9 protein-coding genes are annotated in these 13,344 nt (G+C 51.1%); 1 reads left to right on the top strand and 8 read right to left on the bottom strand.

The features are described from left to right. Positions 1-21 precede the first annotated feature (21 nt). The 4 genes from ACI3EW_RS02380 to ACI3EW_RS02365 form a co-directional block, all read right to left on the bottom strand. Complete coding sequence (locus ACI3EW_RS02380) at positions 22-1,878, bottom strand: subtype A tannase (RefSeq protein WP_405579158.1); 1,857 nt, start codon at positions 1,876-1,878, stop codon at positions 22-24. Positions 1,879-2,476: 598 nt separating this feature from the next. Then, positions 2,477-3,772: a phosphopyruvate hydratase gene (eno, locus tag ACI3EW_RS02375; RefSeq protein ID WP_118530385.1), complete on the bottom strand. Its 1,296-nt coding sequence runs from the start codon at positions 3,770-3,772 to the stop codon at positions 2,477-2,479. A gap of 454 nt (positions 3,773-4,226) precedes the next feature. Further along, positions 4,227-5,624 (bottom strand): magnesium transporter, encoded by a 1,398-nt coding sequence (gene mgtE, locus ACI3EW_RS02370; RefSeq protein ID WP_215702147.1) that lies wholly within the window; start codon positions 5,622-5,624, stop codon positions 4,227-4,229. Between the two features lie 660 nt (positions 5,625-6,284). Further along, the gene (locus ACI3EW_RS02365) at positions 6,285-7,178 is read right to left on the bottom strand and encodes a DMT family transporter (RefSeq protein ID WP_405579155.1); all 894 of its coding nucleotides are present in this window, start codon (positions 7,176-7,178) and stop codon (positions 6,285-6,287) included. 223 nt (positions 7,179-7,401) lie between these two features. On the opposite strand from ACI3EW_RS02365, the gene ACI3EW_RS02360 reads away from it, so the two are divergent. After that, positions 7,402-8,292, top strand: coding sequence for an AraC family transcriptional regulator (locus tag ACI3EW_RS02360; RefSeq protein ID WP_405579152.1), 891 nt, complete (start codon positions 7,402-7,404; stop codon positions 8,290-8,292). Positions 8,293-8,575: 283 nt separating this feature from the next. Here ACI3EW_RS02360 and ACI3EW_RS02355 read toward each other — a convergent pair whose 3' ends face one another. The 4 genes from ACI3EW_RS02355 to ACI3EW_RS02340 all read right to left on the bottom strand — a co-directional run bounded on the left by ACI3EW_RS02355 (position 8,576) and on the right by ACI3EW_RS02340 (position 13,288). Next, positions 8,576-9,544, bottom strand: coding sequence for a carbohydrate kinase family protein (locus ACI3EW_RS02355; RefSeq protein ID WP_118530195.1), 969 nt, complete (start codon positions 9,542-9,544; stop codon positions 8,576-8,578). Next, the gene (locus tag ACI3EW_RS02350; protein ID WP_405579149.1) at positions 9,532-10,578 is read right to left on the bottom strand and encodes an aldose 1-epimerase family protein; all 1,047 of its coding nucleotides are present in this window, start codon (positions 10,576-10,578) and stop codon (positions 9,532-9,534) included. The genes ACI3EW_RS02355 and ACI3EW_RS02350 overlap by 13 nt, the downstream gene beginning before the upstream one ends. Then, positions 10,579-11,265, bottom strand: a complete 687-nt coding sequence (locus tag ACI3EW_RS02345) for a D-lyxose/D-mannose family sugar isomerase (RefSeq protein WP_118530200.1) — start codon at positions 11,263-11,265, stop codon at positions 10,579-10,581. A 184-nt stretch (positions 11,266-11,449) separates the two neighbouring features. Next, a complete protein-coding gene (locus ACI3EW_RS02340) occupies positions 11,450-13,288 on the bottom strand; it encodes a substrate-binding domain-containing protein (protein ID WP_405579146.1) in 1,839 nt (612 codons plus the stop codon). Positions 13,289-13,344: the final 56 nt, after the last annotated feature.

Here is a 13,344-nt window from a genome sequence, read left to right as displayed (position 1 = left end):
TCATATCCTAATCTAAGACTTTTATTTCAAGCACTTATTAACCCACTCAATAAAGTTCGTCACAGAGTCCCCGGCACTCTCTGCCATCGTATGGCCTTCCCCCCAGATCGTCGCAAAATCCACATCTGCGCCATAATTTTTCAGCGCCAGCGCCAGATTTACTTCTGTCGTGAGAGAGGTATCGCTCTGGGCGATTCCGGTGCGGATACGCCAGTAATCGGCAACCGCAGATTTCTGATAACCATCATAATAGCCTGAGAGGTAATAAAGCGGATTGTACATGTTTCCCCTCTCAGTCACCGTCTTTCCCTCAGAATCTGTCTTCTCCATTGCTTCCGTGAATGCCGCGCCGTAGGTCTCGTCATTCTTTAAAAGGTCTGCCAGCGTAGCGTCAAAGTGGGACGTCGTTCCATCGCCGTATCCAAATAAGGTATTCTCCGCTTGGCTCTCATCCAGGGCATCAAATGCGCCGATTCCCTTAGAGGCACGTTTGCATGCGTTTGTAAAATCTGCGATGCTGGTAATCGTTGCCGTGTTGGCCACACTGTCATAGTTGATCCATATTCCATCCGCATTCAAAGCATCGATGTAATCCTGTGCTGTCTCATAGGTGCCAGAAAGTGTCACGCCTCCGGTAGAGAGATTCCGGTCAACACCGTCCATGGCGTAAAAGTCAGGAGTTCCCTGGCCAGCATTTCCGTTTGGTCTGCCGCTCTGTTTTCCGTCTGCCGGAGCATCGCCTTTCTGCATGTCATCAGGCATTCCGTTTCCGTCCTGCAACGCTCCATCCGGCTTCTGTCCGCCCTGACCTCTGCCGCCGCCCTGGCGTCCTTTTTTCGTCTCCACCGTATACGGGAACGTGGTATCTTCCAGAAAATTATTCAGTGATGTCTCCACCACACCTTTCAGATACTCATAATATGTGCCAGACTGATAGATTCCCTCCTCAGACTCCGTCAATGTCAGCACATTTCCCGAAGAATCCTTGAGTCCCAGATCATTGATATACTGCGCAAATGCCTCTGCCATTCCGTTCGACAGTGTCTGTTCCTTCTCCGTGAGGTCTGTTCTCGTATTTCCAAGGTTCCACTCATACGCCTCATCCGCGTAGTCAAGTTCCGTGATCGGGCACCAGCACATGGAACCTGTCACTGCATCACTGACGCCGGAAACTGCCCCGATTACGGTCAGATACGGCTCATAATCTTCGCTGTCGCCGGTTGCACCCAAAAGTGCACTCTGTGCTCCGCCGCCGCTCATTCCGAAGGAGAATACCCGGTCCACATCGCCCGGGATCACGCCGTCATTGTAGCGAATGTACCGGATCGCCGCTTTCAGATCTGTCACACCCGCCGGAGCTCCTGCATCGCGTCCGCGGCATCCTGCTGCCACATAGATAAATCCGGCATCCGTGTAGGACGCGGAATCTGTCACATAGTCTGTCGGAGCTGCCATCGCGGAATATCCCGGCGTGTTGACCGGGATCATGATCGGTGCGGAATCCGCTGTGTATCCTTTGACTGCCGCCTGGTTATTGATCGTACATGTAAAGGTTCCGTCCCCATTATCTTTCGCATTCATATATGCCGCCGGGACAAAAATTCCCAGCGTTTCATATTTCTCATCCGCCGGATCTGCACAGTAAGAAATCCCTGTCTGCCAGTACACCTTATCGTCAGAATTATATTTCCACTTCGTAGAGTCGATCTGCGGCAGTGATGTCACCGCCGTCTCCCCGGCCCGCTCAGTCGCTGCCTGACTCGTCTCCGTTTCCGTCTGCGCCGCGCTGCTTCCGTTTCCTGCAGCATTATTGCTGCATCCGGACAATACCAGCGCCGCCGCTAAGAATAACCCGATCCTTCTTCCAACTCTCACCATGATCTTTTCTCCTTTTCCCACATCATTATGTTCCATGTTTCTGAAACCGGATCATGACGCACTTCACACTCTCACATCCGCGCGTTTCTCTGCTCAATTTCAAACAGGCGTCTCTGACGCCCAATATGCTCAATATATTCACAGGACAATGATCTCATTCCCTGATTCTGTTATTTTTATAGCTTAAAAGCAGTTTGTGAAAATCCTGTGAAAATATTGTGTTAAATTTTCTAATAATCGTGTCTTTTTTGCATCAAAGTTAAAAAAAATGTGCCGCGTCACATTCTCGCACCGAGCGCGGTCGCTTGCGACGATCTTCATCTTCGCGCGAGTGCGCATCTTAGGCACGCAGTGCCTTTTATTTCATAGTAAGTTCCATCTGGATTTCCTATAAAACAAGTAAAAACACGCTTCGCGAGTTTCCCCTTGTTATCGCGACAGTCGCCAAGATCTCGCGCAACCGCGGACTTTGGCTCGTTGTTCGCGTAATAAAAGAACTCCCCGGCAGCCTCATCAGCCACCGGGGAGCTCCCTGTGCAATCTATGAAATGAAATTTCGGGCAGATCGCCCGGATCAGACATATCTTCCGCTATTTCCTTACTCTACATGAAACGCGTCCATTCCCGGATAAACAGCGCTCTCACCGAGTTCTTCCTCGATCCGCAGAAGCTGGTTATATTTCGCGACACGCTCAGATCTTGACGGAGCACCAGTCTTGATCTGGCAGGTGTTGAGAGCAACGGCCAGATCGGCGATCGTTGTATCCTCGGTCTCACCGGAGCGGTGGGACGCGATCGCGGTGTATCCGGCACGGTGTGCCATCTTGATCGCTTCTAGGGTCTCGGATACCGAGCCGATCTGGTTCAGTTTGATCAGGATGGAATTTCCGCAGCCGAGCTTGATCCCTTTGGAAAGTCGCTCCGTGTTCGTCACAAAGAGGTCATCGCCGACCAGCTGCACTTTATCTCCAAGTTCTGCCGTCAGCTTCTTCCATCCTTCCCAGTCTTCCTCATCCAGCGCATCTTCAATAGAAACGATCGGATACTTCTCCACAAGCTTCTTCCAGTGCTCGATGAGCTGCTCGGATGTGTAAACAGTTCCCGCCTTCGGGAGCTTGTACTCACCGACTTTTCCGGTCTTCCACTCGGAAGAAGCAGCGTCCATCGCGATCCGGAAGTCACTGCCCGGCTCATATCCGGCTTTCTTTACCGCCTCAAGAATCGTCTCGATCGCTTCCTCGTCGGACTTTAACGCCGGAGCAAAGCCGCCTTCATCGCCGACCGATGTCGCAAGTCCACGCTCTTTTAAGATCGCAGCCAGCGCATGGAAAACCTCCGCACACCATCTCAGCGCCTCCTTAAAGGACGAAGCGCCGACCGGCATGACCATGAATTCCTGAACATCAAGTCCGGAAGAAAGTGCATGGCAGCCACCGTTCACGATGTTCATCATCGGGACTGGAAGACGATTTCCGTTGATCCCGCCGAGGAATCTGTACAGCGGGATATCTAAGGAGATCGATGCCGCACGTGCGCATGCGATCGATACTGCAAGGATCGCGTTTGCTCCGAGCTTTGACTTGTCTTTTGTTCCGTCCGCCTTGATCATGGCCCGGTCAACCGCGTAAATATCGGACGCGTCCATTCCTGTCAGTGTCTCATTGATGATCGTATTGATATTTTCAACCGCCTTTGTCACGCCTTTTCCGCCGTAACGTGCCTTATCGCCGTCTCTTAATTCCAACGCCTCAAACTCACCGGTGGACGCCCCGCTCGGCGCGGTTCCTCTCCCGATTGTTCCATCTGCCAGATATACCTCCGCTTCCACCGTAGGATTTCCGCGGGAATCCAGGATCTCTCTTCCAATGACTTTCTCGATTTCCAGATAATTCATCATCATTAACTCCTTTCGGGTATTCATGAAGGCCGCTTTCCCGCCAAGTCAGGTGGGCACGCACCGACATGATCTTGTCTGCAGGTTCTGCTCACAGCAAGAGCCTGAGAATTTTGCATTAAGCATTTAATACTGCATCGCGCGCAGGTTAGTATATGCTAACTGTTATAATTTTATCATACTCAATTTTTCATTTCAAGGGAGCACATCTAAAAAAGGAAAGATTGAGAAAAATTGTCATAAGTACAGAAAATCCATGCTGAAATCCTACATCAACAACTTTCTCCACGCCTGTTTTCTCTTGATGTGCCGTCCTAAAAATCTGACTGTAAACTCTTTCCGGCATATAAAAAAGACTACCCTACATTCCTAGGATAGCCCTTTTTCCCGTCAATATTCATATTTTATAACAATCCGGCATTCTACCTGCCGACAGTTTCTCCTGACATTTTCATCAGCCCGACACATGCAGCAGATCGATCAGGAACAGCATCGCAAGACCATAATAAACAATGATCGCAACAAGGTCATTCACCGTCGTGATCAACGGACCGGAAGCGACCGCCGGATCAATATTGATCTTTTTAAATAACATCGGGATCAATGTTCCCACCATACTGGAGATCACCATCGCTGTCACAAGTGAAATACCAACACAGCCGGAAACCATCATCGCGTGATGAATCGGATATCCCTTGATCACGCAGATGTAAAGCCCCAGGAAGATCCATGCCATAAATCCAAGGAACAGACCGTTCGCAAAACCAATCTTCATCTCCTTCACAACCAGCATCAGCTTCTGCTTTGTTGTGAGCTGCTCATCCATCAGGACACGGATCGTAACAGCCAGGGACTGGGTTCCAACGTTTCCTGCCATGTCGAGGATCAGGGACTGGAAGCACATGACGATCGGGATCACGGCTACGACAGACTCAAATGCGCCGACAACCGAGGAGACGATCATTCCGAGGAATAACAGCACGATCAGCCACGGGAGTCTCTTTTTGATACTCTGCGGCAGCGTCTCATTTAAGTCTTCCTCCGCGGTCAAGCCGGCTAACTTCGCGTAATCATCGCCCATCTCATCATCGACTGCCTCAACGATGTCCTGGGAGGTGATGATGCCGGCAATGGTTCCGTTTTCCTGCAGCACCGGAATGGAATCCTCGGCATAATCCCTGATCTTATCGATACAGTCGCTGACCTTTTCATGGTCCATGACATACGGGTAAGAGTGACTGATAATGTCCTCAAGATCCGTATACTCTCTCGCAATGATCAGATCTTTCAGATCGATCGCGCCGTAAAACTTATCTTCCTCATCGATCACATAGATCGTCGAGATATTGTCGTTCTCTCCCGCCTGCTCGACCAGTTCGCGCATCGCCTGGCGGATCGTCAGATGGTTGTGGATCATGATGAAGTTGGTCGTCATGCGGCTACCGATCTCGTCATCATCGTATGAGAACAGGAGTCTGACGTCATCGCTGGCTTCCTTATCCAACATGCCGACGATCTTGTGTTTCGTCGTCGCATCCATCTCTTCGAGGACATCGACCGCATCATCGGAGTCCATCTCGGAGACGATCTTTGCGGCACTCTCGATCGGGAGTTCTTTTAAATACGGCTCCGCATCATCCAAATATGCGAAGATCTCTGCGACACGCTCCACACCGATCAGCGGGTATAATTCCCGTCTCTCATCCGGCGTCAGCTTTGTGAGCGCATCTGCGATATCGTTATCATGATAATCGGATAACCGGTCGATCAGTTCCTCTTTCGGAAGTCCGCTGCGGATGATATCGACCAGTTCTTCCACGTAGTGTTGTTCTTTTAAAACTTCTGTTTCCATGTCTGCCTCCTTTTCTTTTAAGACCGTTTCATAAAGATCCGGTCTTTTTTTTACCGGAGTGAGCTGTTTTTTCGTGAATCATCGGATTGCTTCCGTTCACGAAACATCTCTTTTTTACTTTCTCCGGTTACATGCCGCTATAATTCCGGCAACAAAAGAACACCGCCCGGGGGGACATCCCCGGCGGGGTTCAACCGTCATCGCTGTGATGGACAGGCTGTTCCCATGCGGTGTTTCAAAAGACATAACAATATGGAATCCAGCTTTCGGGATCTGTAACCATTCAGCAGGTCTGCGTATCCACTGCGCGGATCTGCTGAACAGTTACCGGAAAACGGATCATACGGAATTTTCAGTTCAGAAAATTCCTACCCGTGAAAAGCAAACCGATAGCCGCATTCTGCGTCTGTCTGTATGTTACACCGCATTTCGTACTTCGCCCTGTACTATCGCAACTATCCATGCAATTCACCTCCGTTAAATTTCATAAAAACTGCTGTGTGCGGATACCATTTCCGCCCACAGCAGTATAACATTTTTCTATGGGAATTGTAAAGTAAAAATATGGCAAAAATCATGTAAAGGACCTCCCTGCCGGAAAGCACATTTCCATTCCCCAGCGGAGAGCTTCCGGGCAGGAGTACATTGATTCTACATATCCTATCTCATCAACACCACCGTCGCCAGAATACACGCAAACCCAACCAGATCCGCCGCCGTAAAACTGGCATGCAGCCAGACGACCGACAACGTTGCCGCTGTCAGCGGCTCCAGACACGCAAAGAGCGCCGCCTTCACCGGTCCCACCAGGGCAATTCCCTGTAAAAATAAAGTAAACGCCCCGACCGTACCGACCAAAACAATGACCGCAAGATAGAGGACCGCACGCCCATCAAGTCCAGCCGGAACCTTCCATACCTGGGCAATTCCACAGAGCACGACTCCCCCGATCAACATCCCAAGTCCGGTCACCGGAATACTTCCAAAACGTCCCACCGGAGCTCTGGAAAGCAGCGAGTAACTCGCCGCGCCGATGCCCGCCATCAGTCCCCAGAAGAGTCCTCTCGGTGTCAGCTCCATATTTCCTGGTTTTCCTCCTGTCGCGAGGAGCCAGACACCGATGAGTGCAAGCAGAATACAGAATACCGTCTTCTTATCCGGTTTCGTTCTTGTCGTCAGGCAGACATAAACTGCGATAAATACGATGGAGAGATTCTGGATCACCGTCGCCGTTCCGGAGTTTGTCCATTTGATGGCACTGAGGTACGCGTACTGACAGAGTGCAAGTCCCGCCAGAGCGAACAGAACGATCTCCATGATCCCCTTTTTATCTTTTCCAAGCGCTTTAAAATCCAGACTGTGCTTCGCAAGCGCAAAGAGTAACAGTAACGTTCCCGCCACAGTCATCCGCACAGCCGTCACCCAGGACGTATCGATCGGATACTGGGAAAACAACGCCTCCCCGCATGTCCCCGAAAGTCCCCAGCCGACTCCACCGGCAATACAGCAGAAAATTCCCAGCTTCTGCCTGTTCTTTTCCTTTGTTTCTGTCATAAGTTCCTCCCAATTTTTTAGTTGTAATATTACTTTTCATCAACAGTAATTTTTGTTCTGAAAATTCCACATGGCACAATCGTAACTCTTCACACATTCACCGATTATATGATTCACTTGACTTTTTCAGTATATCGGGTTTAAATGGTTCTGTATATCAAAATATCCATATATTTTATCAATATATTGAGATTCTCGTTTTTTATAACGTGAGGTTTTCCCTATGATCCGAAATAGACTGTCTATAAAAGAAAATCAGGAAGAAGATACGATCCGGATTTCAGATCTGCTTCCAGTCTCTGTCTATATGACCGATTTTTCAGACCGGAATTATCCCACTGTGCGCTGGCACTGGCATGAGGATTTCCAGCTCTGTATTATCACAAAAGGCAAAATTCGTTTTCAGACTGCCGGAAAGTCTTATTTTGTCAGCAAAGGAAATGGATTTTTTATCAACAGCCGGTCCGCTCATTTTGTAGAACCTGTCGAACCGGATTCTGCCTACTATTGTGTTGATTTTCTTCCCAGCCTGATTGCCGTGGAAGACAATCAGGCTCTCTATCAGGCTGTTATTGCCCCATTTTTATCCGGAAATCTGCCTCCGGCCTTTCTCTTTGACGCCAGCCATCCTGCCGGTGTCCGCCTCACCAGGACCGTAAGACGGATCGTGAACATCTCAGAGGGCGAACATTTCGATGGCTGGGAACTCCTGCTCCATGGAGAGATTCTCTCTGCCTGGCCGGACATTCTAAAACTTGCCAGATGTTCCGTGATGCCGGACACGCCCGGAAACAGTACCTCAAACGAGCGGCTCACTAAGACCATGGAATTTCTCCATGCACACTTTTCAGAAAAGCTCACCCTGTCCGAGATCGCCGCATCCATCGGTCTCTGCCCGGAGGAATGTGAGCGCTTTTTTAAGCGCATGACCGGCATGACGACCTTTCAGTATCTCCTGGAATACAGGATCGCAAAAAGCCGGGAATTCCTGGCAGATCCCAGTCTCGCAATTGCTGAGATCGCCCAGAATACCGGCTTTTCCTCACAGAGTTATTTTACAAGCTGCTTTAAAAAGATCGTTGGATGCACGCCAAACAAATACCGGAAGCAGTGAGTTGGTGATCTCTTCCAGCAAAATTCCGACAATTTCAATGATGTCGGAAATCCCGGGAATCACCTTCCACCTAAACATGGTCTTTCTGGGCGCATTTCCCAAACAATTCCCCAAAAGCAACAAAGCCGGTATCCCGGCAGTTCCGGATTCCTATCCAGCCAGAACTGCTCTAAATACCAGCTTCGTCACATAGATGCGGCTTTCCATTTAAGCCTGCATTCTCTCCAAAACTGTTACAGCACACGGGCACTCCGTGTCCGTGCCCTGTAACGGGATTTTCAGTTCAGAAAATTCCTACCTTTGAAAAGTAATCCAGAACATCCTCTTCCTCCGGAATACTCGGGATCCCGCCCGACTGCGTTGTTGAAAGACTCGCCGCCGTGCAGGCGAACTGACCGATAAAGGCAAGTTCTTCTTCCGTCAGTTTTTCCGGCGCTTTCCCGGTCTTTAAGAGTCTTGAAACCGCACTTCCTCCAAAGATATCCCCGGCTCCTGTCGTATCGATCGGTTTTACCTCCGGGCACTTTGCGTACGCCGCGCCATCCTGGTTCGCCAGGTATGCCCCTTTCGGTCCCATCGTGACCATCGCGAGACGGATCCCGAACTCATCAAGTAGCTTCTTCGCCGCCTCTTTCTCATCCGTGATGCCCCATAAGAACTCCACTTCCTCATCACTGATCTTCACCACATCGGCATGGGCGAGTCCCCATAAGATCTGCTCCTTTGCCGCATCCGGCGTCTCCCAGAGCGGAAGACGGAGGTTCGGATCGAAGGTAATAAGTTTTCCGTGTTCCTTCGCATATTCCACGCACTTTTTCGTTGCCTTGCGCACCGGATCATCCGTGAGACTTAAGGTTCCGAAATGGAAGACCGACGACTCATCGATCATGTTCAGGTCGATCTCCTCAAAGCTCAGTCGCGTATCCGCTCCCGGCTTTCTCGCAAAGCTGAAGGACCGGTCTCCCTCCGGAGAGAAGGTCACAAACGCCAGCGTCGTAAACACCGACGGATCGGTCACGATTCCCTTCGTCTCGATCCCAGCTTTTTCAAATGTCTTTAAGAGGAGCTTTCCGAACGCATCATCCCCGACTTTTCCGAGAAATGCCGTCTTCGCCCCATATTTATTCAATGCCGCAAGGAAATTTCCCGGCGCTCCGCCCGGATTCGCCTTCATCGTCGGATATCCGTCCGCATCCGTCTCCTTCGCCGCAAAATCGATCAGAAGCTCACCAAGAGCGATCACATCGTACATTTCAATACCTCCCTGCACTCATCTTCCAGTCGTTTTATCTCGTCTTTTCCGTCCAGGATCTGGAACCGGATCCGGTTCTCATGTTTTTCAAATGGTTTTAAGATCTGCGTCTTTCCGGCCCGTCCGTCAAATCCGCAGTTTGTCGGCTCCAGCGCCATCGCAAAATCCCCGGCCGCCGTGCTCTTCCACTGGGTCAGGTAGGGGATCGCTGACTTTTCAAACCGGATGCAGAGCCCGATCTGAAGCTCCTCGTTCACGAAAGCCGCGAACGTATTTCCGTTCTGATCTGCCGCCAGCTCATGCTGGAATACCTGCTCCGGAGCTCCCGGTTCCGGCTCATCCATGACGTTCCAGCGGCTTTTTCCTGCCTCTGCAGCCGCGTCGCGCGGTCCGGTCATGATCGACGGCATCACGATCCGCAGCCCCGGCACAAGAAACGGATATCCGGCATTGCAGTGATAGAGAAAACAGAGTGGCTGCTCCTCAAATCCCTGGTTCTCGATCTCGTCCGTGAACACGATCTCCCGCTTTCCGTAAACCATCTCCACTGTTCTCCTCAGCACGAGATTTTCTCCGAAGATCCGCGCCTCCCGCATCTCCCCGGACACCCGGATCTTATACGTTCCGTTCTCCCAGAATGCGTCCATGGACACCTTCTCGGCCGGAGTCGTCCGCATTCTCCCATGCGTCGGATATTCCACACCGTCCACCACGCGGTTTCCGTGGACGTTCCCGAGACCGCAGGTAAACATCGCACCGCCCATGATCGAGCGCACCGCCTCATCCCCCGCCGTATCGTAGGGATTCCGCCCCTGAAGTCCCGGTTTTGTGAGAAGACTTAAATTGATCCCTTTATACCGGATCCACGCCGGGTCCAGGCATTTATCTAGCATTAACGGCATCTCCACCGGCCCATTTTCCACAAGCGCACAGCGGAGTCCCGACGCCCGCCCGTCCTGAAATTCGATCCGGCGGATTCCGGCGATCTGCTCCATGTTCCCGCAGACCGCCATCAGTGTTCTCTGATCCGCCATCTATTTTGCCTCCGGATACTCGTTGCAGAGCAGGCGGTACGGCGCCTCATCCTCCTCGATCTTCGGGAATCTTCCCATTTTCTCGTAGAAGCGGTTGTCCACGTTGTCATCGTTGCACTGGCTGACCTCGCCTAAGAGAACCGGGCCGCTGCCCTCTTCCACCTCGAAATCATGGTACATGTACGGGTAGATGGAGATGCTCTCGCCAGGAGTCAGGCGCACCTGGGTGCCGGCCGGAACGACCATCTCTCTGCCATCCACATGGACATGGACATCGTTCACCTTGTCAAGGTCCTCATCCTTTGTCGAATTATATACACGGATCAGGACATTTCCGCCGCCGCGGTTGATGATGTCCTCCATCTTTGACCAGTGGAAGTGCATCGGGGAGTACTGTCCCTCTTTGATGTACAGGAGTTTTTCCGCATATGTCTTTGTGTATTTGTCCTTCATCTTCAGGTTGCCGTTGCGGATCGTGATCAGGGAAAATCCGACCTTATCGAAGTCCCCGAGACCGTAGTCCGTGATATCCCATCCTAACATGTTGTCGCGGATCTCATCGTAATCATGGCCTTTTTCCTTCCACTCTTCCGGTGTGAAATTGCAGAATGGCGGGATCGCGAAGCGATACTCCCTAATCATCTGTTCCATTTCTTTTAAAGCTGCGTTGATCTCACTGCGTTTCATGAAAAATTCCTCCTGTCCTTGATATGCAGGGAACGCCGATCCTTTCGGCCCGGCGTTCCCTGATCCTGCATGTCCAGCAGCCGTTTTCTTTCCAACTGCCATTATTTTAATTCATTTTTTCAGTTAGTTCCAGTTTATTTTCACTGATCGTAACTGTTCAGTACCTTCACAGTTACCACTGATCTTAATTCTTCTTCAGAACAGATACGCCTGTATCGCTGACAGCGCCGCCGAGCTCTTCGCCCTCTAACGCTCTGACAGCTGCCTTTACGCCCTCTTTACCCATAATATCAGGGTTCTGAGCCATTGTGCAGAGGAGATATCCGTCATTGATGAGGTTCATGATCGCATCGGATTTATCGAAGCCAACGCCTACGATATCTGTCTTTCCGGATGCCTTGATCGCATTACCGGTACCAGTCGTGGAACCTTCGTTGCAGCCGAAGATGCCGACAACGCCCTGTGTGATGTAGTTTTCAGCAATGGTCTGGGACTTCGCTGCATCACCTTCGCCGTACTGAGTTTCCATAAGCTCATAGCCCTTTCCTTCGAATGCAGAGCGGAAGCCTGCTTCTCTCTTAACGGTGGAGTCTGTTGCTGCGTTTACGTTTACGATACCGATCTTACCGGATGTGATGCCTGCTGCCTCGAGAGCCTTGATCATCTCATCGCCTGCTGTCTTACCAGCTGCCTCGTTGTCTGTGGAGAAGGTTGCCTCTGCCTCTACGTTTGCCGGAGAGTCAACATACACGATCTTCACGCCTGTGGAAGCGGCTTCCTTTAATGCGGAAGAGATCGCGTCCGGGCCGTTTGCCGCTACGATGATCGCCTCATAGCCGCCTGCAACTGCGTTGTTCACGCACTCGATCTGCTGTGCATCGTCCTTTGTGTTCGGGGACATGAAGCTTACGGTAACGCCGAGTGCCTTTGCCTCTGCCTGAGCGCCCTCATTTAAGGTTACCCAGTGCTGGTCGATGGAGTCCATTGTGATCAGTGCGATTTTCCAGTCTTTTGTTGCTGTCACATCTGTTGTGCCGGCTGCATCTTCCGCATTGTCTGCTTTGATGACAGAAACGCCTGTGTCTGTTGTTAAGCCGCCGAGTGTCTCACCCTGAAGAGCTCTGACTGCTGCATCAACACCGTCTTTCCCCATGAGATCCGGGTTCTGAGCCATTGTGCAGAGGAGATATCCATCGTTGATGAGGTTCATGATCGCATCGGATTTATCGAAACCGACTCCGATGATATCAGTCTTGCCGGATGCCTTGATCGCATTACCGGTACCGGTCGTGGAACCTTCGTTACAGCCGAAGATGCCGACAACGCCCTGTGTGATGTAGTTCTCAGCGATCGTCTGGGACTTCGCTGCATCGCCTTCGCCGTACTGGGTCTCCATGAGCTCAAAGCCTTTTCCTTCGAATGCCTTACGGAATCCGGCTTCTCTCTTGACTGTGGAGTCTGTTGCTGCGTTTACATTTACGATACCGATCTTACCGGATGTGATGCCGGACTCTTCAAGAGCTTTGAGCATCTCTTTACCGGCTGTCTCACCAGCTGCCTCGTTATCGGTAGAGAAGGTTGCCTCTGCCTCCACGTTTGCCGGAGAGTCAACATAAACGATCTTAACACCTGCGTCCTTCGCTTCCTTCAGGGAGGAAGAGATCGCATCCGGACCGTTTGCCGCTACGATGATCGCCTGGTAACCGCCTGCAACTGCGTTGTTCACGCACTCGATCTGCTGTGCATCGTCCTTTGTGTTCGGGGACATGAAACTTACGGTTACTCCAAGTTCCTTTGCAGCTTCCTGAGCGCCCTCATTTAAGGTTACCCAGTGCTGGTCGATGGAGTCCATCGTGATCAGCGCGATCTTCCAGTCGCCGACCTCCTTGGACGGAGCTCCTGTAGTCTCTGTGGCTTCCGCGCTGGCTGCTGCGGATTCTGCCGGTTTCTGGCTGGAACAGCCGGTGATGCTGGCTGCCGCAAGGGCTGCACAGCTTAACAGTGCGAACAATCTCTTTTTCATAAAAATCCTCCTTAAGATTTCTTATATGTAACCCCCGTATACCATGGGAGTTAGAT

Origin of the sequence: Pilosibacter rotomagensis (genome assembly GCF_045062245.2) — a bacterium.
Lineage (GTDB): Bacteria > Bacillota > Clostridia > Lachnospirales > Lachnospiraceae > Pilosibacter.
Note: the sequence above shows the minus strand (reverse complement) of the source record. Positions and strands in the feature narration are given on the sequence as shown.

Bases quoted from the DNA above. Each gene is read 5' to 3' on its own strand.
- ACI3EW_RS02380 (WP_405579158.1), bottom strand. From the start codon at position 1,878: ATGGTGAGAGTTGGAAGAAGGATCGGGTTATTCTTAGCGGCGGCGCTG.
- eno (WP_118530385.1), bottom strand. From the start codon at position 3,772: ATGAATTATCTGGAAATCGAGAAAGTCATTGGAAGAGAGATCCTGGAT.
- mgtE (WP_215702147.1), bottom strand. From the start codon at position 5,624: ATGGAAACAGAAGTTTTAAAAGAACAACACTACGTGGAAGAACTGGTC.
- ACI3EW_RS02365 (WP_405579155.1), bottom strand. From the start codon at position 7,178: ATGACAGAAACAAAGGAAAAGAACAGGCAGAAGCTGGGAATTTTCTGC.
- ACI3EW_RS02360 (WP_405579152.1), top strand. From the start codon at position 7,402: ATGATCCGAAATAGACTGTCTATAAAAGAAAATCAGGAAGAAGATACG.
- ACI3EW_RS02355 (WP_118530195.1), bottom strand. From the start codon at position 9,544: ATGTACGATGTGATCGCTCTTGGTGAGCTTCTGATCGATTTTGCGGCG.
- ACI3EW_RS02350 (WP_405579149.1), bottom strand. From the start codon at position 10,578: ATGGCGGATCAGAGAACACTGATGGCGGTCTGCGGGAACATGGAGCAG.
- ACI3EW_RS02345 (WP_118530200.1), bottom strand. From the start codon at position 11,265: ATGAAACGCAGTGAGATCAACGCAGCTTTAAAAGAAATGGAACAGATG.
- ACI3EW_RS02340 (WP_405579146.1), bottom strand. From the start codon at position 13,288: ATGAAAAAGAGATTGTTCGCACTGTTAAGCTGTGCAGCCCTTGCGGCA.